This is a genomic window from Arthrobacter globiformis, assembly GCF_030815865.1.
In the GTDB taxonomy this organism is placed as follows: Bacteria; Actinomycetota; Actinomycetes; order Actinomycetales; family Micrococcaceae; genus Arthrobacter; species Arthrobacter globiformis_B.
Window position 1 is genome coordinate 3,212,247 of the sequence record NZ_JAUSXI010000001.1, and the last position, 18,746, is coordinate 3,230,992.

Annotated in this window: 14 protein-coding genes and 1 pseudogene; 7 read left to right on the forward strand and 8 right to left on the reverse strand. The window is 66.9% G+C overall.

Annotated features, from left to right (window positions below; all coding sequences use genetic code 11):
• Window positions 1–5 precede the first annotated feature (5 nt).
• The 3 genes from QFZ33_RS14750 (at window position 6) to QFZ33_RS14760 (ending at window position 5,901) form a co-directional block, all read left to right on the forward strand.
• Window positions 6–2,900, forward strand: coding sequence for a DEAD/DEAH box helicase (locus QFZ33_RS14750; RefSeq protein WP_307028645.1), 2,895 nt, complete (start codon window positions 6–8; stop codon window positions 2,898–2,900).
• Window positions 2,901–3,066: 166 nt separating this feature from the next.
• The gene (locus tag QFZ33_RS14755) at window positions 3,067–4,728 is read left to right on the forward strand and encodes an amidohydrolase (protein ID WP_307028647.1); all 1,662 of its coding nucleotides are present in this window, start codon (window positions 3,067–3,069) and stop codon (window positions 4,726–4,728) included.
• A gap of 435 nt (window positions 4,729–5,163) precedes the next feature.
• A complete protein-coding gene (locus tag QFZ33_RS14760; RefSeq protein ID WP_307028649.1) occupies window positions 5,164–5,901 on the forward strand; it encodes a polyprenol monophosphomannose synthase in 738 nt (245 codons plus the stop codon).
• A 104-nt stretch (window positions 5,902–6,005) separates the two neighbouring features.
• On the opposite strand, the gene QFZ33_RS14765 is transcribed toward QFZ33_RS14760, so the two are convergent.
• The 4 genes from QFZ33_RS14765 to QFZ33_RS14780 all read right to left on the reverse strand — a co-directional run bounded on the left by QFZ33_RS14765 (window position 6,006) and on the right by QFZ33_RS14780 (window position 9,227).
• Complete coding sequence (locus tag QFZ33_RS14765; RefSeq protein ID WP_003802221.1) at window positions 6,006–6,353, reverse strand: RNA polymerase-binding protein RbpA; 348 nt, start codon at window positions 6,351–6,353, stop codon at window positions 6,006–6,008.
• Between the two features lie 296 nt (window positions 6,354–6,649).
• Window positions 6,650–7,627 (reverse strand): SPFH domain-containing protein, encoded by a 978-nt coding sequence (locus tag QFZ33_RS14770; protein ID WP_307028651.1) that lies wholly within the window; start codon window positions 7,625–7,627, stop codon window positions 6,650–6,652.
• Between the two features lie 104 nt (window positions 7,628–7,731).
• A complete protein-coding gene (locus QFZ33_RS14775; RefSeq protein WP_190605356.1) occupies window positions 7,732–8,193 on the reverse strand; it encodes an NfeD family protein in 462 nt (153 codons plus the stop codon).
• Window positions 8,194–8,315: 122 nt separating this feature from the next.
• Window positions 8,316–9,227, reverse strand: coding sequence for a putative RNA methyltransferase (locus QFZ33_RS14780; RefSeq protein WP_307028653.1), 912 nt, complete (start codon window positions 9,225–9,227; stop codon window positions 8,316–8,318).
• A gap of 74 nt (window positions 9,228–9,301) precedes the next feature.
• Between QFZ33_RS14780 and QFZ33_RS14785 the strand changes: the two genes are divergently transcribed.
• Window positions 9,302–11,377, forward strand: a complete 2,076-nt coding sequence (locus QFZ33_RS14785; RefSeq protein ID WP_307028656.1) for a S9 family peptidase — start codon at window positions 9,302–9,304, stop codon at window positions 11,375–11,377.
• A 41-nt stretch (window positions 11,378–11,418) separates the two neighbouring features.
• Here the strand turns inward: QFZ33_RS14785 and QFZ33_RS14790 are convergent, their stop codons facing one another.
• From QFZ33_RS14790 to QFZ33_RS14805, 4 genes and pseudogenes are all read right to left on the reverse strand, one after another.
• The gene (locus QFZ33_RS14790) at window positions 11,419–12,108 is read right to left on the reverse strand and encodes a peptide deformylase (RefSeq protein ID WP_307028658.1); all 690 of its coding nucleotides are present in this window, start codon (window positions 12,106–12,108) and stop codon (window positions 11,419–11,421) included.
• 61 nt (window positions 12,109–12,169) lie between these two features.
• Complete coding sequence (locus QFZ33_RS14795) at window positions 12,170–13,303, reverse strand: FAD-dependent oxidoreductase (RefSeq protein ID WP_307028661.1); 1,134 nt, start codon at window positions 13,301–13,303, stop codon at window positions 12,170–12,172.
• Window positions 13,300–13,953 carry a class I SAM-dependent methyltransferase gene (locus QFZ33_RS14800; RefSeq protein WP_373427353.1) on the reverse strand — a complete coding sequence of 218 codons (654 nt, stop codon included), beginning with the start codon at window positions 13,951–13,953 and terminating at the stop codon, window positions 13,300–13,302. The genes QFZ33_RS14795 and QFZ33_RS14800 overlap by 4 nt, the downstream gene beginning before the upstream one ends.
• A 68-nt stretch (window positions 13,954–14,021) precedes the next feature.
• A pseudogene (locus QFZ33_RS14805) lies at window positions 14,022–15,205 on the reverse strand (type III polyketide synthase).
• A 107-nt stretch (window positions 15,206–15,312) separates the two neighbouring features.
• On the opposite strand from QFZ33_RS14805, the gene QFZ33_RS14810 reads away from it, so the two are divergent.
• The 3 genes from QFZ33_RS14810 to QFZ33_RS14820 are packed head-to-tail and all read left to right on the forward strand — an operon-like array spanning window position 15,313 to window position 18,604.
• A complete protein-coding gene (locus QFZ33_RS14810) occupies window positions 15,313–15,762 on the forward strand; it encodes a helix-turn-helix transcriptional regulator (protein ID WP_307028663.1) in 450 nt (149 codons plus the stop codon).
• A 5-nt stretch (window positions 15,763–15,767) separates the two neighbouring features.
• Entirely contained in the window at window positions 15,768–16,178 is a 411-nt protein-coding gene (locus QFZ33_RS14815; protein ID WP_307028665.1) for a VOC family protein, read from the forward strand.
• A gap of 35 nt (window positions 16,179–16,213) precedes the next feature.
• Entirely contained in the window at window positions 16,214–18,604 is a 2,391-nt protein-coding gene (locus QFZ33_RS14820; RefSeq protein ID WP_307028667.1) for an excinuclease ABC subunit UvrA, read from the forward strand.
• Window positions 18,605–18,746: the final 142 nt, after the last annotated feature.

The following is an 18,746-nucleotide window of genomic DNA, read 5'->3' on the forward strand; positions in this document are numbered from 1 at the left end:
GAGGAATGTCCACCACCACTCCGTCGCCCTCCGAACGGTACCGCGCCAGCGCCGAACGGGCCGCGGAAGCAAAGACCCACCTGGGCGCGTTCTCCCGCACACTGAGCTTTGAACTGGATGACTTCCAGCGGCAGGCGTGCAAGTCCCTCCAGGAAGGGCGCGGGGTACTTGTCGCCGCGCCCACCGGTGCCGGCAAGACCATCGTGGGCGAGTTCGCCGTCTATCTGGCACTCCAGCGCGGACTGAAGGCCTTCTACACCACGCCCATCAAGGCGCTCAGCAACCAGAAATTCACCGAGCTGACGGAGAAATACGGCGAGACGAACGTCGGACTCCTGACCGGCGACACCAGCATCAACGGCGACGCCCCCGTGGTGGTCATGACCACCGAGGTCCTCCGCAACATGCTGTACGCCGACTCCGACACCCTGTTCGACCTGGGCTTTGTGGTCATGGACGAGGTCCACTACCTGGCCGACCGCTTCCGCGGGGCAGTCTGGGAGGAAGTCATCATCCACCTGCCCAGTGAGGTGCAGGTCGCCTCCCTTAGCGCCACGGTGTCCAACGCGGAGGAGTTCGGCGCCTGGCTGGACACCGTCCGCGGCGACACCGACGTGATCGTCTCCGAACACCGTCCCGTGCCTCTCTGGCAGCATGTCATGGTGGGCCGGGACATCGTGGATCTTTTCGCGGGCGAGACCACCTTCGACGAAATCGCGCCCGCCGGCAGCCCTGCGGCGGCGGCTGCCCTGCCGCTGGCGCCAACACCTGCCGACGCCGGACAGCGTGGTTTCGAGGTCAATCCGGAGCTGCTGACCCTCTCGAGGGCGGAAAGCCAGCTCAACTTCCAGGGCCGCTTCGGCCACGGCGGCCGGAGCCAGAGGCGGCAGCAGCGCCAGCGCTATGGTGACAAGCCCCAGCAGGAGACCCGGACCGCCGTGCGCCGGGCCAGCCGGCCGCAGGTCATCGCCAGCCTTGACCGGCAGGACCTGCTGCCCGCCATCACCTTCATCTTTTCCCGGGCCGGCTGTGACGCCGCCGTCGCCCAGTGTGTAGCGTCCGGGCTGTGGCTCACCACGGAGCGGGAGCAGGGCATCATCGCCCAGCGGGTGGACGAGGCCGGCCAGGACATTCCGACCGACGACCTCGAAGTGCTGGGCTTCTGGAGCTGGCGCGAGGGGCTCCTGCGGGGCATCGCGGCACACCACGCCGGCATGCTTCCCACGTTCAAGGAAGTGGTCGAGAAGCTTTTTGCGGACGGCCTCGTGAAGGCGGTTTTTGCCACCGAGACGCTGGCCCTCGGGATCAATATGCCGGCCCGATCCGTGGTGCTGGAGAAGCTGGACAAGTTCAACGGCGAAGCCCACGTGGACATCACGGCGGGGGAGTACACGCAGCTCACCGGCAGGGCGGGCCGGCGCGGCATCGACGTCGAAGGCCATGCCGTGGTCCTGTGGCAGCCGGGCACGGACCCAGCCGCCGTGGCCGGCCTTGCCTCCCGCCGGACGTATCCGCTGAATTCCAGCTTCCAGCCCACGTACAACATGAGCATCAACCTGCTGGCCCAGTTCGGCCGGCCGCGGGCCAGGGAAATCCTGGAGTCCTCCTTCGCCCAGTTCCAGGCGGACCGCTCGGTGGTCGGGCTGGCCCGGCAGGTCCGCAGCCGTGAGGAATCGCTGGCCGGCTACGCCAAGTCGATGACGTGCCATCTGGGCGACTTCACCGAATACGCGCGGCTGCGCCGGGAACTTTCCGACGCCGAGAATTTCAGTTCGCGGGGCAAGTTGAGGGCCCGCAAGTCGGTCAACGAGGATTCCTTGAGCCGGCTCCTGCCGGGGGACGTGGTGGATGTCCCGGCCGGAAGGGCACCGGGATTTGCCGTGGTTCTGAGCTCGGACCACAACGCCCGGGAACCCAGGCCCGCGGTGCTGACGCTGGAAAGCCAGCTGCGCCGGATCGGCGTCGATGACCTTGAGGGGCCCATTGCCCCGCTGACGCGGATCAGGATCCCCAAGTCATTCAACGCCAAGGTTCCCAAGTCACGGCGGGACCTGGCCTCATCCGTCCGGAACGCGCTGCGGGAGAACCGGCCGCCGGCCCGGGGAAGCAGCCGCAACAACGACTTCGGGCTGGGTTCTGCCATGCAAAACCAGGAAAAGAAGATCGCTGATCTGCGGCGTGCCCTGCGCGCCCACCCGTGCCACGGCTGCAGCGAACGCGAGGACCACGCCAGGTGGTCCGAACGCTGGTGGAAGCTGCGCAAGGAAACCGACGGTCTGGTCCGCCAGATCCAGGGGCGCACCAACACCATCGCCAAGACGTTTGACCGGGTATGCGATGTCCTGTCGGCCTACGGCTACCTCGAGTCCACCGAGGACGGGCAGCACCGCATCAGTACTGACGGCCAGCGGCTGCGCCGGATCTACGGCGAGAAGGACCTGCTGATCTCCCAGGCACTGCGGCAGGGCGCGTTCGATGACCTCGACGCCGTGGAGGTGGCTGCTTTCGCCAGCGTGCTGGTGTACCAGGCTAAACGTGAGGACCGCGGCCTGCGGCCCCGCATGCCCAGCGTCTCACTTGAGACGGCCGTGGATATCGTGGTCCGCGAGTGGTCTGCGCTGGAGGACGTGGAGGAACAGAACAAGCTGCCGCTCACCGGCGAGCCCGAACTTGGACTGGTCTGGCCCATGTACAAGTGGGCCCGCGGCCGGCATCTGCAGGAGGTACTCACCGGCACCGACCTGGCCGCCGGCGACTTCGTCCGGTGGGTGAAGCAGGTGATCGACCTGCTGGACCAGCTTGCCAAGATTCCCGGCTTGGACCCCCGGCTGGCCCGGCTCTGCGGCGAGGCCATCAAGCTGATCAGGCGGGGCGTCGTAGCCTACTCCACGGTGGGCTGAGCGCCGGCATTCCAGCCCCGGCACACGGGCCCGGCACACGCGGCCCAACCTCCGTTCCGAACACTCGTACCAAACACCCCCGCACCAAACACGCCCGTACCGAACACGCCCGCACCAAACACGCCCGTACCGAACATCCGAATTGAACACCCCAAGGAGCGCCTCCATGGCAGATGCCCCCGCCCGCCCGCAGGAGGGAACCGAACCGTCTCAGGTCAGGCTGTACCGCAACGGTTCCGTCTACACCGCGGCTGATCCCTTCGCCACGGCCATGCTCGTGGACGGTGACACCGTCGCGTGGGTCGGTTCGGAGCAGGCTGCTGCTTCCATCGCCGACAGCTCCATGGACATCATCGATCTGCGCGGTGCCCTCGTGGCCCCGGGTTTTGTCGATTCCCACGCCCACCTGACGGAGACAGGCATCGCCCTGAACTCACTGCAGCTGGGCGGTGTCCGGTCCGCCCGCGAACTGCTGGACGCCGTCGCGGCCTCGGGCGGGAACGGAGCGGTGCTGGGGCACGGCTGGGATGAGTCCCTCTGGGACGACCCCACGCTCCCGGATGCCGGAGAGCTGGAGCGGGCTGCCGCTGGCCGTCCGGTGTATCTTTCCCGCGTTGACGTGCACTCCGCCCTCGTCTCGCCGTCACTCATAGCCAGTGCCGGGCTGGCGGAGCTGGACGGCTACGCGCCCGGCGGTCACGTCAAGCGCCGAGCCCACAGTGCTGCCCGGCAGGCCACCCGCCGCCTGTCATCCGCTGCGCTTCAGGAATACCAGCGGCGTGCGCTGGACGAGGCTGCGGCCAACGGGTTTGTGGCGCTGGCCGAGATGGGTGCACCAAAAATCAGCAGCGTCGAGGACCTGCGGCTGGCGGCCGGATGGAATGACGCGGCAGGCTCCCGCCCGGCACCGGAGGTGCTCCCGTACTGGGGGCAACTGACGCCGACGGCGGCCGACGCCGAGGCGCTGCTTGCCGAGCTCGGCGTCCGGGTCCGCGGATTTGCCGGGGACCTGAACATCGACGGATCAATCGGCTCCCGCACGGCGTCCCTGCGGGAACCCTATGCGGACGCACCGAAAGAGAGCGGCACGATCTACCTTTCCGTGGCTGACGCGGCCGCGCATTTGGCGGCGTGTTCAGTGCTGGGTATCCAGGGCGGATTCCACGTCATTGGCGACGCCGGCCTCGATGCGGCCCTGGAGGCCCTCGAGGAGGCAGCCGCCGAGGTGGGGGAGCAGAGGGTCCGGGCCGCGGGGCACCGCTTTGAGCATGTCGAAATGGCCGACGCCGACGCCATCGCCCGCCTGGCAAAGTACTCTGTGACGGTCAGCGCGCAGCCTGCCTTCGACGCCGCGTGGGGCGGCCGGGGACGGCTCTACGAGCAGCGCCTCGGCACCCGCAGCCGCGGCATGAACCCGTTCGCCTCGTTCTACTCGGCCGGTGTCCCGATCTGCTTCGGCAGCGACACCCCGGTGACGCCGCTTCGTCCCTGGTCCAGCGTGCGGGCATGCCTCGAACACCACGACGCCGACCAGCGCATCTCCGCCCGTGCAGCCTTCCTCGGCCACACGCGGGCCGGCTGGCGCGCCGCCCGGTACGAAAACCCCATGGCCGGCCAGTTGGTGCCGGGCGCTCCCGCAACCTTCGCCGTCTGGGAAGTGGATGAGCTCATGGTCCAGGTGGCGGACGGCAGGGTCCAGTCCTGGAGCACGGATCCCCGTGCCCGCACGCCGCTGCTGCCCGCGCTGGACACCGGCACGGATCCGCGGTGTTTGCAGACCGTGCGGAACGGGCTGGAGCTGTTCTCCGCAGGGGCCCTCGGCGCCTGATCAGCAGGCGGGTCTGGCGGCGACATATTGAGCCATCCAGCCGCCATCTGACGACACATCACCCGCCCAGAAGTGGCGCTGACCTGCGACGATATATGAACTGGCAGGTCAGAGGGCTGTTGACAGCCCCCACCCAGTCCGTAGCATTGAGCTTCCGGGGCGGGTCCAAAGCGCAGCAGAAAACAGTTCCTCCATCCGCTTATCGCGGCATCAGCAACTGGCCCGTGGCGCGTGGACCCGCCCGTGGCGGAGCCGGACACCGGCCACCCGCGTGCTGCTGATAAATAAGCGCGAACGGGCACTTGCGGCCCCGATGCCAGCTAAGCGGACGGAAGCGCTGTCCGGGGCCGTATAATGGGGAGTTGCGCTTTACGAGCCGGCGTTCCCGCCAGGCTTCCCGCGTACTGACCGCTCCCATCCAGGAAAGGCCTCCCTGTGCGTGTCCTCACCATCATCCCCACCTACAACGAGCTGGAGTCGCTTCCCAAGACTCTGGGACGCCTGCGCGCCGCCGTGCCGGCCTCCGACGTCCTCGTTGTGGACGACAACAGCCCGGACGGCACCGGGCAGCTGGCGGACAGCTTTGCTGCCGGGGACAACCAGGTCCACGTCCTGCACCGGAAGGGCAAGGAAGGCCTGGGCGCCGCTTACATCGCGGGCTTCAAGTGGGGACTGGACGCCGGCTACGACGTCCTGGTGGAGATGGACGCCGACGGTTCGCACCAGCCCGAACAGCTGCCCTCCCTGCTGGAGGCCGTGGACCAGGGCGCAGACCTCGCCATGGGTTCCCGCTGGGTGAAGGGCGGAAGCGTTGTGAACTGGCCGCTGTACCGCCAGGCCATATCCCGGACCGGGAGCACGTATGCGCGCATCATGCTCGGCCTCAAGATCAAGGACGTGACCGGCGGGTACCGCGCGTTCCGGCGCACCACACTGGAGAAGCTGAACCTGGACCAGGTCGATTCCGTGGGTTACGGCTTCCAGGTGGACCTCGCGTGGCGCGTCGCGAAGATGGGGCTTAATATCGTGGAGCGGCCCATCACGTTCGTGGAGCGTGAACTGGGGGCTTCCAAGATGAGCGGCAATATCGTGGTTGAGGCCATGATCAACGTGACGAAGTGGGGCCTGAACGCCCGCTGGAGGAAGCTGACCGGCAAGAGCCCGCGCGACTAGCGGCAAAGACCAGGCGGATACACAAAAGGCCGGATCGGCTGCGACCATGTGGTGCAGCGGATCCGGCCTTTTGGCTGTAGCGCCTGCCTGCCAGCTAGCAGCGGCTAGGCTGAACGCCGTTCGCCGCGACGCTCGCGCAGAATGGTGAGGCGGTCTTCGAGGATCTGCTCAAGCTCGGGAAGCGAGCGGCGTTCCAGCAGCATGTCCCAGTGCGTGCGGACTGCTTTTTCGTTGCTGGTGTCTGGGCGTTCGCCATCAACGAGCAGCGCTTCCTTGCCGGTCTTGGAAACCCAGACAGGGGGAATTTCGGCTTCGGAGGAAAAGGTGACAAAAACCTGTTCGCCGTCCTCGCACCGGTACTCAACCCGCTGACGCGGTGCCGGCTCCACGCCGGATTCGGTCTCCATGCTTTGGGCGCCAAGACGCATGCCCCGCAGGCTGCGATCGCTCATGATTTCTCCCTCTAATCGGTTCGCGGAGCGGACTCCGCGCTAGCCGGAAGCCCTGATAAGGGTGCCTCCGGACTACGGTGTGGTTCACGTAGCATCACTAGGTGAAACGCTTCGCCAAGCATTGTTGTTCCGCACGGACTGATCCGGCCGGACAAATATCCCATTATACGGATTCCGGCAGCGCACAGCAATCCCGCAGCGCACAGCAACCCGGCCGGGCGTAGCAACGCGGGCAGGTGCGCAAGCAAAAGGGAGGCAGGCCGATCGGCCTGCCTCCCTTTGCTTGCCCCGGAGCGCTACGCCTGGGTCCGGGCCGCCGCCTCGCCGGACTGGCTGCCGGGCTGGCCGCCGTCCTGGCCCCCGAACAGGTCGCCGGACCGGGGATCAGGGTTGGTTCCGCCCAAAGCGCTGCCGATGCCTTTCAGTGCCTCGCCGACTTCACTGGGGATGATCCACAGCTTGTTGGAGGAGCCCTCCGCCAGCTTCGGGAGTGTCTGCAGGTACTGGTAGGCCAGCAGCTTCTGGTCCGGGTTGCCCTTGTGGATGGCGTCGAACACCTTCTGGATGGCCTGCGACTCGCCGTCGGCACGCAGGATGGCAGCCTTGGCGTCACCCTCGGCCTTGAGGATGGCGGCCTGCCGCTGCCCTTCCGCGGTCAGGATCTGAGACTGCTTGGTTCCCTCAGCGGTCAGGATCGCGGCGCGGCGGTCACGTTCTGCCCTCATCTGCTTCTCCATCGAATCCTGGATGGAGTGCGGCGGGTCGATGGCCTTCAGTTCCACCCGGGAGACGCGGATGCCCCAGCGGCCGGTGGCTTCGTCCAGGACGCCGCGCAGCTGGCCGTTGATCTGGTCGCGGGACGTGAGCGCCTCTTCCAGGTTCAGGCCACCCACCACGTTACGCAGGGTGGTGGTGGTCAGCTGCTCCACTGCCTGGATGTAGTTGGCGATCTCGTAAGTGGCGGCGCGGGGGTCGGTGACCTGGAAGTAGACCACGGTGTCGATGGACACCACGAGGTTGTCCTCCGTGATCACGGGCTGCGGCGGAAAGGACACCACCTGCTCGCGCAGGTCAAGCAGCGGCAGAAGCCGGTCAACAAAGGGGATGAGGAGGGTCAGGCCGGGATTAAGCGTCCGCTGGTACTTCCCCAGCCGTTCCACGACGCCGGCCCGGGCCTGCGGCACGATCCGCACAGAGCGGACCAGCACGATGATGACGAAAATAATCAGAACCACCAGCACGAACGTGAGTGCGATTCCTCCTGGGTTATCCATACTTCTCCTTTGTCCCCAACTTTCAGTGAAGCTCTAACCTGGCGAAAACTCGCCGCAATCTGCTGCTCCGCCGCGGCGGGAGCAGAAACCCATGGGGGAGCCGCCTACTGGACGGCGGTCTCAGCCTGAGGTGACACGACCGCCGTCGCACCTTCAATCGCCGAGACGATCACGCGCTGGCCTTCGGGCAGGACGCCGGACTGCGACCGGGCGCTCCAGATGTCGCCGCCGATCTTCACGCGCCCACCGGTGGCCGTTACTGCCTCCAGGACGAGCGCGGATTCGCCGATTAGGCGGTCGATGTTGGTGCGCTGTTCGGGCGGGCCCTTGTGCAGGTGCTTGAGTGTCACCGGGCGAACGAACGCGATCATAAGCAGGGAGACGACGCAGAACACCACGATCTGCAGCCACAGATCCGCGCCGGCGAAGTCGGCCACCAGGCCGGCCAGGGCGCCTCCGCCCAGCATGATGAAAAACAGGTCAAGGGTCAGCATCTCCACGGCGGCGAACACCAGGAAGAGGGTGAGCCACAGCGCCCACCAGTTTTGGCCAAGCCATTCAAACATCGCGCTCCCCCTTGATCCCGAGGGCTGCGGGGCAGACCCTCAGTAACTTTCTTCCATCGTAGACCCGAAGCAGGAGCGCCCGGCAGGAGAATGGCAGGCAGCGCAGGAACGTGGCCAAGCCGTTATGGAGCAGGGATTTCCGAGGGCACGAAGATACTGATCCGGAACCGGGCGGAGACCCTGGTGGTTTGCGTTAGGCCGGCCAGCCGTTCGGTCAGTGTGGCACGGTCCGTGTGGTGGCCGGCAGGGCCCATGAGCGCCAGGTTGGCTACGTCCTCGGGAGAAAGCGACAGGTCCACGTCGATGTCCTGCGTCGACAGCGGCGAGAAGCGGCCTGCGAGCGCGTCGACCAGGCGCTCGTCCTTGCCGGGATCGATGCCCAGCATTCCGGCCCGGCTGGCGATTTCCCCGAGGTGGCCGGCTCGCGGCGTCACTACGATGAGCCTGCCCGAGGGTTTGAGTACGCGGGCGAACTCGGCCGCGCTGCGGGGCGCGAACACCACGGTGACGACGTCGACGGCGGCGTCCGGGAGGGGCAGTGGCTGCCAGACGTCACCTACCAGGTTGATGGCTTCCGGGTTGAGCTTGGCGGCGCGGCGCAGGGCGAACTTGGAAATGTCCAGCCCGACGGCGGCCACGCCGTCGGCGCCGTCACCATGTTCCCTGTTCTTCAAGTGATCGTCCAGATAATCAAGGACCGCCCGCAGGTAGTGGCCCGTTCCTGTCCCGGAGTCGAGGACCGTCGGGGCCGGGCCGTTCAACGCCGGCTCGGCTGCCCGGGCCAGCGCCTCAGCCAGCGGCCGGTAATGACCGGCGTCGAGGAAGGCTGCGCGTGCCGCAACCATCTCCGCGGTATCCGATTCGAAGGCGGTTCCTTTGCCCACCAGCAGGTTGAAGTACCCCTGCCGGGCGGCGTCGAAGCTGTGCCGCTCCCGGCACGCCAGCGCCCGGACCCGGCCGGTGCCGCCATCGCCGACGGGTTGAAGATCCTGGCGGCAGACGGGACAAAGCAGAACGGGCAGGCGCGAGAGCATGAGGACAATCCTAGGGCAGGTGTTTTCCGCGGCTGCCGTTCCGTGCCCTTGCCCGACCCGCTAGGCTCACGTGGATGAAGCCTGAACATCTGCCGCTGCTCAACTCCGTCTCCGCCCCCGCCGTGCACCCCGACGGCACCAGGGCCGTTGTGTCCGTCGTTCGGCCGGACTTCGACGCCGACTCCTACGTTGGCCAGCTATGGAGTGTGCCCCGGGACCCGGAAAAGCTGCCACGCCGCGTGACCCGGGGATTCCGCGACACGGCGCCGGCTTTTTCGCCGGACGGCCGGGTGCTGGCTTTCCTCCGCGCCGCCCCGGGAGGCAAGCCCCAGCTCCACGTGGTGGAGTCTGCGGGCGGGGAGCCGCAGGCCCTGACCGACAGCAAGATGGGCGTCAGCTCCTTCGCCTGGTCGCCGGATTCCACCCGGCTCGTGTTCGGTTCCAGGGAACCGGAACAAGGCCGCTACGGATCCCTCGACGGCGTGGCGTCCGGAGCCGAGGACGCGCGGTTGATCACGGATTACAAGTACAGGATGAACGGCGTGGGCTACACCCGGGACAAGCCGCTGCAGCTTTTCCTGCTCGATGTTCCGGAACTGGGCGGGGAACCCTGGGTCAAGCCAGTGGGGCGCGCCGTTAAGCGAAGCGACAGCGGGACCGGCAAGAGCAGCAGCGAGAGGGAAAGTCCGGCGGAGTCCGGCGAGGATTCCGGCGGTTTCCCGGAGGCACGCCGGCTCACGACGTCGGCAACCGACCACACCGGCGCAACCTTCAGCAGCGACGGCAGCTCCATTTACTTCGTGGCGTCCCTCCACGAGGATGCCGACCAGGACCTGGTATCCGGGATCTACCGCGTGGCGGCCGACGGCGGCACGCCGGCTTTGGTGCCGGTCCCCAACTTGGGTGCCCAGACCGTTTCCGACGTCCGGGAGTCGGCCGACGGGCGCTGGCTGTTCTTCACTGCCCAGGACCTGGGCAGCACCGGCCAGGACTTCGTTGCCAAGAACACTGTGCTCCATGTCATGCCCGCCGCCGGGGGCGACGCCAAAGCGCTGAGCGACGCGGAGAACATGGACGTCGAAGCGCCCGGTGCCACCATCGCCCTCCGCGGCAAAGACAGTGCCCTGGTGCTCAACAATGCCCAGGGAACGGTGGAGCTGCTCGAATTCAGCGCCACGGGAGACCACTCCCTCCTCGTCCATGGTGACCGGGTGGTCGCCGGGGCCGGCGACGGTGCAGGCACGGTGTTCCTCAGCTACAGCGACGCCGCCACGGCGGGTGATGTGGGGGTCCTCGAAGACGGCCAGCTCCGCCTGCTCAGCGATTTCTCGGCCGCCCTGCGGACCGAAGCAGGCATCATCGAACCGCAGGAGCTGACGTTCCCCGCCCCTGACGGCTACCCGGTCCACGGCTGGCTGGTTCTGCCGCCGGGCAAGGGTCCCCACCCCGTGCTGCTGAACATCCATGGCGGACCGTTCGCGCAGTACACCACCGCGTTCTTCGATGAAGCACAGGTTTATGCCACAGCCGGATACGCCGTTTTGATGTGCAACCCACGCGGCTCGGCCGGTTATGGCCAGGCCCACGGCCGGAGCATCAAGGAGCGGATGGGCACCGTGGACATGCAGGACGTGCTCGCCTTCCTGGACGGAAGCCTCGACAAGTTCTCTTCCCTCGACGCCGGCGCCCTGGGAATCATGGGCGGTTCCTACGGCGGCTACCTCACGGCGTGGACCATCAGCCAGGACCACCGGTTCCAGGCAGCCATCGTGGAGCGGGGTTTCCTGGATCCCGTGAGCTTCACGGGCTCGTCGGACATCGGCTGGTTCTTTGGCGGTGAATATGTCGGCTCGGCTGCCGAGCAGGTGGCCGCACAAAGCCCCATGGCAACGGTTGCCGCGGTCCGGACACCCACGCTGGTAATCCACAGCGAAGATGACCTGCGCTGCCCGGTGGAGCAGGGCCAGCGCTACTTCACCGCCCTCAAGCAGCAGGGCGTCGACTCCGCGTTTCTCGTGTTCCCGGGCGAGGACCACGAGTTGTCGCGCTCGGGAACGCCGCATCACCGGCGGCAGCGGTTCGAACAGATCCTGGCCTGGTGGGCGAAGTACCTGCCGACGGACAGCAACAACCGGTTGGGCAACGCCTGATTGGACTCGGCCCCAGCCGCCGCCGTCTAGGCCGTCGCTACTTAATCCGTGAGGGCTTCCCGGCGGGCCTGCGCGCTTGCCGGGAACCCAAGCTCCCGGCTTGCCGTCGCGATGCCCGGTTCGGCCCAGCGCGTGGCGTACTCGCTGTTCGTGCTGAGCGAGCGGAGCTCGGCCCGGTCAATGTAGAGCCTGCCGTGGAGGTGGTCGGTTTCGTGCTGCACGATCCGCGCCTGCCAGCCGCTGAAGTCTTTGGTGACCTGCCCGCCGTCGGGCGTTACATACTCCAGCCGCACGCTTTCGGGACGTTCCACCACAGCCTGCAGTCCGGACAGCGACAGGCAGCCTTCGAAGAAGGCGGCGGTCCCGTGGCCCAGGCGGGAGTAGGACGGATTCAGCATGGCGAAGAACTCCAGCGGCGCCCTGCCGCGGGCCGCAGCCGTGACCTCGTCGATCTCGAACTGGTCTTCGAGGACGGCCAGCTGCAGCGGAACACCCAGCTGCGGAGCCGCCAGCCCGACGCCGGGTGCGGCGTGCATGGCCTTCCTCATCAGGGCGATCAGCTGGGTGAGCTCGTCCGGCTCCAACTGGCCCTCGAAGGGAGCGGCGTGCTGCCTCAGGACCGGGTGCCCGGCCTGCACGATGGGCGGCAAGTCCTCTGCGGCCAAAAGTTCCTGCACTGTTTCCCTGATGCGGGCGGGGCTATAGGTCGTAGGCGGAGCTGCGTGGGTCATGGGGACAGCCTAGTGCTGTCTTGTGCCGTGTTGCGCGGGTGTTGTGCCGTGCCGTGGCGCGCTACTGCATGGTGAAGCGCCGGGCCACGAAGGTATTGAAGGCCGGTATAGCGGCGGCACGGGCAATCACCGCATTCCGTGGCCGCAGCAGACCGGCTGGAAGGGGCCGGCCAAGCGCCATGTTCACCTCGGCCTGACGTCTGGCCGCGGCTGCCGCCCGGCGTCGTAAGGCATCGAAGCGCCGGAGGGCTTCCGTGGAAGGCTCCGCGCGCAGGACGGCGAGGATCGCCGGCAGCAGCGCTTCTGCGTCCAGCCAGCCAAGGTTCATTCCCTGCCCGCCGATGGGGCTGATCTCGTGCGCCGCATCACCGATCAGTGCCGTCCGGCCGGAAACCATGCGCGCGGCCAGCCGCGAACGGACACTGAAGCTGCTGAGCATGGTGTTCGCACCGGGGTCCAGCTCCACGTGGGTTCTGCGGGCAACAAGCGCCGCCAGCTGCTCCGCGTCCGGGCTGGCCAGCGGGCTGCCCAGCCGGACCACCCAGCGGCGGACGCCGCCGGGGAGCGGGAAGGACTCCACGATGCCGTGGCTTTCCAGGAACAGCGCGGCATCGCAGCCGTAGGGGCTGGATTCGGGGTAGTCACCCATCAGGTAGTGGTCCGGATACAGTTTCTCCGGCGCCGCGACGCCCAGAAGGGAGCGCATTGTCGAGTAGGCGCCGTCGGCGCCCACCGCGAAAGAGGCGGAGTGGCTGGCGGGAGCCCCGGCAGTGGTAACGCTGAGCGTGACCCGGGCGCCGTCGTCGTGCATTCCCGTAACGCGGGCGTCCCGGAGCAGGGCGCAGCCGTCCAACTCCCGGAGCCGCCGCTCCAGGACCTCCTCCGTCACGGGCTGGGGCACGGCGAGGACGAACGGGTACCGGTGGGAGACCGGAGCGAACGGCATGTGCGCAATCCTCCGGCCGTTGCTCACGGCGAAGCCCTGGAGGATCGGAACGCCCCGGCCGATCAGCTCCTGGGCAACGCCGATGCGCTCCAGGGCGGCGAGCGCCGGCGGATGGATCCCGATGGCCCTGGTGTGGGCATTCCGTACGGTCCGCCGTTCCAGGACCCGCACCGCGACGCCGTGCTGCAGCAGCAGCGATCCCATGAAGAGACCAACCGGCCCGCCGCCCACGATCAGCACATCGGTCATACCGGGCGCCGCCGGTGGGTGAGCAGGCAGTGGAAGGGGGAGTGCGGTTCCACCGTCCAGCCGGCGGGGACCACGGCGGCCAGCTCCGGTACGGTGTAGCTGCGCCTAATCGAGGTCAGCCCGTCTCCGCGAATGTAAGAGCCGGTGAGCGGCAGGGCGCCGGCACTGAACAGTGCATAGGCAGCTGCACTCCGGCTGAGATCGTTGTGCAGGGCGAGGCGGCGGGCCAGCCCGGCGGAGTCGTCTAGAAATGACTGCAGTTGCCGCGGGGTCAGGTGGTGCAGCACGTGGTTGGAGATGACGACGTCGTAGGACTTGCCCTCGGCGAGCAGATCGCCGCTACTCGCCTGGCGGAATTCGACGCCAAGGACGGGCTTGCGGCCGGCGGCGAAGCGGAAGGCCCTTGGATCCGGGTCAATCCCGGTCACCTGGAGCTGGATGCCGTCCCTGGCCGCCCAGCGGGCGAGCATCACGGCGAGGTCGCCGCCGCCGCAGCCGACGTCCAGCAGCGTTGCCGTGCCCACGCCTGCCAGCTGCGCGCGGACTCTGGTGCGGTACAGCCGGCGCCAGCCGGAGACCACGCGGTTCACCACTGCGAATTGCTCGTAGGTACGTTGAAGCCGTTCCGGATCGCAGTCCGGCCGGTCCATCTCCTCGACGGCGTCCGTGTCCCGCAGGCCGAGGATGCCTGGGCCGCTTCCTGGGATTCTCACGGCCGTCAGGCCAGGGACGGCTCGGCCTCGCCGGCCACGGCGTCAAGCTCACTGGCCGGTTGCTTCACCTTGGTGAACAGCCCGGTTTCCACAGTCAGTCCGGGGCCGAAGGCCATGGAACAGACGCGTTCGGCCCCCTCCCGCGACGGAAGATCCAGGATGTGCTTGAGGACGAAGAGCACCGTGGCGCTGCTCATGTTGCCGTAGTTCCGCAGGGTTTCGCGAGCCGGGCGCAGCTGCTCGTCGGTGAGGTCCAGCCGGGACTGCACTTTGTCCAGGATGCTGCGGCCGCCCGGGTGGATGGCCCAGTGGGTGATGTCGCGGTAGGTGAGTTCCCGCAGGGAGGCGTCGCGTGCCAGCAGCGGCTCGAGCGCGCCCACGATGTGCTCGTCGATGATATGCGGCACATAGTTGCCGAGCACCATCTCAAAGCCTTCATCGCCAATGTTCCAGGCCATCGAGTCCTCACCCACGGGAGTCAGGACCGTCTCGAAGTGGTCCAGTTGGAGCAGCGGCGGGGACTCCAGGTCCACGCGTGCCGTCACGACGGCGGCCGCAGCGCCGTCCGCAAAGAGTGCAGATCCCATGATCGTGTCGGGATCGTTGGAGGTCCGGACGTGCAGGGAGCACAGTTCGGCGCACACGACGAGCACAACCGCCGTCGGATCCGCCTCACAGAATGACTTGGCCGCACGCAGCGCCGGAAACGCTGCGTAGCAGCCCATGAAGCCCAGGTGGTAGCGCGCTGCACGGAAGGGTTGAGCCCGAGGGCGCGGACAATCTTGTAGTCGGGGCCGGGATTGAAAAATCCGGTGCAGGAGACCGTGATGAGGTGGGTGATGTCCAGCGGATCAATACCGTCGCATTTGGATACGGCCGCGTCCGCCGCATCGATGAACAGCTTCGTTGCTTCCTCGGCGAAGAGGTTGTTGCGTGCCTTGGTGCTAGGGCTCCGCAGCAGGCCGGTCTGGGGATCGAAAAACTGGGGATTTTCAGCGGTGGAAGCCAGGGTCAGCTCGCGGACGGCCGTGTACCGGGTGTCGATGGCGGCGGAATCAAAGCACGTGGACACGAGCCGTGAGCCAAGGCGTGTCAGGCCGGGCTGGGCTGCGAATACGTCACGGGCCTCGTGCTGGATGAGCAGAGTCGGCGGAACTGCAGTTTCGAGGGCTCTCACGTAGACCGTCATTTGTTCATTCTTAACGAGAGCGCAGGATAAGACAATGGATTGGACTGGGCTCCGACTGGACAACTCCGGACTGGACAACTCCCGCCCGACGTAGCACCATCTCGACTGTGACCAGCAAACCCGCCGCAGCACAGCGCTTGGACGATCTGGCGCTGCTGCGCCGCGTCCGTGACCGCATCGACAGGGAATACGCCCAGCCGCTGGACGTCGAGGCGCTGGCCCGTGGCGTGAACATGTCGGCCGGGCACCTCAGCAGGCAGTTCCGGGAGGCCTACGGCGAGCCCCCGTACAGCTACCTGATGACGCGGCGCATCGAGCGGGCGATGGCGCTGCTGCGGCGCGGCGACCTCAGCGTCACGGAGGTGTGCTTCGCCGTCGGCTGTTCCTCGCTGGGGACGTTCAGCGGCCGCTTCACCGAACTGGTCGGCATGCCGCCCAGTGCGTACCGGATGCAGGCCGCGGAGGAGACGGCAGGCATGCCGTCATGCGTGGTGAAACAGGTGAGCAGACCGGTCAGGAATCGAGAAGCGGTCCCGTCCGGCCCGCGCCTAGACTGATCGGCATGAACCTCACCATTCACTGGACATTCCTTCCGCATAACGACGCCGACGCCTCCCTGGCGTTCTATCGCGACACCCTCGGGTTCGAGCTCCGCAACGATGTGGGATACGGCGGAATGCGCTGGCTCACCGTCGGTCCTCCGGACCAGCCCGGTACGTCCATTGTTCTGGAACCGCCGGCAGCCGACCCGGGGATCACCGAGGACGAGCGGCGCACCATCACCGAAATGATGGCCAAGGGCACCTACGCCCGCCTCGTGCTCGGCACGCCGGACCTGGAAGGCACGTTCGAGAAGGTGCAGGCCAGCGGCGCAGAGGTGGTCCAGGAACCCACCCAACAGCCGTACGGTGTCCGCGACTGCGCCTTCCGCGATCCGGCCGGAAACCTAATCCGCATCAACGAGGTTAGCTAAACCCCGCTACTATCCGTTTAACAGATGGAGAGACGATGACGATAACGACGAGGACGGACACGCCGTCATCCGGACTGCACACCGCCGATGGCCATGACCTGATCCGTGTGCAGGGCGCGCGCGTCAACAACCTCAAGGATGTCAGCGTCGAGATCCCGAAGCGCCGTCTGACCGTATTCACCGGTGTCTCCGGTTCGGGCAAGAGCTCCCTGGTGTTCGGCACGATCGCCGCGGAGTCGCAGCGGATGATCAATGAGACCTACAGCGCGTTCGTGCAGGGCTTCATGCCGACGCTGTCGCGCCCCGAGGTCGATGTGCTGGAGGGTCTGACGACGGCCATCATCGTCGACCAGGAGCGGATGGGGGCCAACCCCCGCTCTACCGTGGGCACCGCGACCGACGCCAACGCAATGCTGCGGATCCTTTTCAGCAGGCTGGGTAGACCGCACATCGGTTCACCCAACGCCTACTCCTTCAACATCCCGACCGTGAAGGCCAGCGGCGCCATCACTGTGGAGCGAGGCAACAAGACCAAGGCGGAGAAGGCGACGTTCAACCGGCTCGGTGGCATGTGCCCGCGCTGCGAGGGCATGGGCAACGTCAGCGATTTCGACCTCACGGCGCTGTACGACGACAGCAAGTCGCTCAGCGGGGGCGCCCTGACCATCCCGGGCTACAGCATGGATGGCTGGTACGGCCGCATCTTCAGCGGAGCCGGCTTCAACATGGACAAGCCGATCAACAAGTTCACCAAGAAGGAGCTCCACGACCTGCTCTACAAGGAGCCGACGAAGGTCAAGGTCGAGGGCATCAACCTGACCTACGAGGGCATCATCCCCAAGATCCAGAAGTCGATGCTGTCCAAGGACGTGGACTCGCTGCAGCCGCACGTCCGCGCGTTCGTGGAGCGGGCCATCACCTTCACGATATGTCCGGATTGCGGCGGCACCCGGCTCAGCCAGGAAGCCCTGTCGTCGAAGATCAAGGGCAAGAACATCGCCGACGTCTGCACGATGCAGATCACCGACCTGGCCGACTGGGTCCGGGGTTTGGACGAGCCGTCCGTGGCCCCGCTGCTCGCCGGGCTGCAGCACCTTCTGGACTCGTTCGCGGAAATCGGGCTGGGCTACCTCTCGCTGGACCGGCCGTCGGGGACGCTGTCCGGGGGTGAGTCGCAGCGCACCAAGATGATCCGCCACCTGGGCTCGTCCCTCACGGACGTCACCTACGTCTTCGACGAGCCCACGATCGGCCTGCACCCGCACGACATCGAGCGGATGAACGCGCTGCTGCTCCAGCTGCGCGACAAGGGCAATACGGTGCTCGTCGTGGAGCACAAGCCGGAGAGCATCGCCATCGCCGACCACATCGTCGACCTCGGCCCGGGTGCCGGCACCGGGGGAGGCACAGTCTGCTTCGAAGGCACGGTCGACGGGCTGCGGGGGAGTGACACCATCACCGGCCGCCACCTCGATGACCGGGCGCAGCTAAAGGAGTCGGTGCGTTCCGCTTCCGGCGCGCTGGAGATCCGCGGCGCGTCGACAAACAACCTCAAGAATGTCGACGTCGACATTCCGCTCGGCGTGCTCTGCGTCCTTACCGGCGTTGCCGGTTCCGGCAAGAGCTCGCTGATTCACGGCTCCGTCGCCAAGCGCGAGGGCGTGGTGGTGATCGACCAGACAGGCATTCGGGGCTCACGGCGCAGCAATCCGGCCACGTACACCGGGCTGCTCGAGCCGATCCGCAAGGCGTTTGCGAAGGCCAACGGCGTGAAGCCCGCGCTGTTCAGCTCCAACTCCGAGGGTGCCTGCCCCACATGCAACGGCGCCGGCGTCATCTACACGGATCTGGGTGTCATGGCCACGGTCGAGACCACCTGCGAGGAGTGCGACGGCAAACGGTTCCAGGCCGCGGTGCTGGAGTTCACGCTAGGCGGGAAGAACATCGCCGAGGTGCTGGCGATGTCGGTGGCCGAGGCCGAGGAGTTCTTTGAGGACGGCGATGCGCGCACGCCGGCGGCGCATAAGATCCTCGACCGGCTGGCCGACGTCGGACTCGGTTATCTGACCCTCGGCCAGCCGCTCACGACGCTGTCCGGCGGTGAGCGGCAGCGGCTCAAGCTGGCCGCGCAGATGGCCGACAAGGGCGACGTATACATCCTCGACGAACCGACCACGGGCCTGCATCTCGCCGACGTCGAGAACCTGCTTGGCCTCCTCGACCGGCTCGTCGACTCGGGCAAGTCGGTGATCGTCATTGAGCACCATCAGGCGGTCATGGCCCATGCCGACTGGATCATTGACCTTGGACCCGGCGCCGGCCACGACGGCGGCAGGATCGTCTTCGAAGGATCGCCGGCAGACCTTGTTGCCGGCCGTTCAACGCTGACCGGCGAGCACCTCGCGGCGTACGTTGGCGCCAGCTGACACCAACGCGAACGGACACTTGCGGCCCTTGATCCGGTGGATCCTGGGCCGCAAGTGTCCACCTTCCTGGGAATGGAGCCAGGCTTAGTAAACCCGCCTTATTGAAGGCTCAACCAACCGGGTGGTATACCTAGGACTATCG

Excerpts from the sequence above, each read along its gene's own strand:
- QFZ33_RS14790 (WP_307028658.1), bottom strand. The coding sequence starts at position 12,108 with ATGACCCACGCAGCTCCGCCTACGACCTATAGCCCCGCCCGCATCAGG.
- QFZ33_RS14765 (WP_003802221.1), bottom strand. The coding sequence starts at position 6,353 with ATGAGCGATCGCAGCCTGCGGGGCATGCGTCTTGGCGCCCAAAGCATG.
- QFZ33_RS14780 (WP_307028653.1), bottom strand. The coding sequence starts at position 9,227 with ATGCTCTCGCGCCTGCCCGTTCTGCTTTGTCCCGTCTGCCGCCAGGAT.
- QFZ33_RS14820 (WP_307028667.1), top strand. The coding sequence starts at position 16,214 with ATGACGATAACGACGAGGACGGACACGCCGTCATCCGGACTGCACACC.
- QFZ33_RS14770 (WP_307028651.1), bottom strand. The coding sequence starts at position 7,627 with ATGGATAACCCAGGAGGAATCGCACTCACGTTCGTGCTGGTGGTTCTG.
- QFZ33_RS14750 (WP_307028645.1), top strand. The coding sequence starts at position 6 with ATGTCCACCACCACTCCGTCGCCCTCCGAACGGTACCGCGCCAGCGCC.
- QFZ33_RS14800 (WP_373427353.1), bottom strand. The coding sequence starts at position 13,953 with ATGGACCGGCCGGACTGCGATCCGGAACGGCTTCAACGTACCTACGAG.
- QFZ33_RS14795 (WP_307028661.1), bottom strand. The coding sequence starts at position 13,303 with ATGACCGATGTGCTGATCGTGGGCGGCGGGCCGGTTGGTCTCTTCATG.
- QFZ33_RS14785 (WP_307028656.1), top strand. The coding sequence starts at position 9,302 with ATGAAGCCTGAACATCTGCCGCTGCTCAACTCCGTCTCCGCCCCCGCC.
- QFZ33_RS14775 (WP_190605356.1), bottom strand. The coding sequence starts at position 8,193 with ATGTTTGAATGGCTTGGCCAAAACTGGTGGGCGCTGTGGCTCACCCTC.
- QFZ33_RS14755 (WP_307028647.1), top strand. The coding sequence starts at position 3,067 with ATGGCAGATGCCCCCGCCCGCCCGCAGGAGGGAACCGAACCGTCTCAG.
- QFZ33_RS14815 (WP_307028665.1), top strand. The coding sequence starts at position 15,768 with ATGAACCTCACCATTCACTGGACATTCCTTCCGCATAACGACGCCGAC.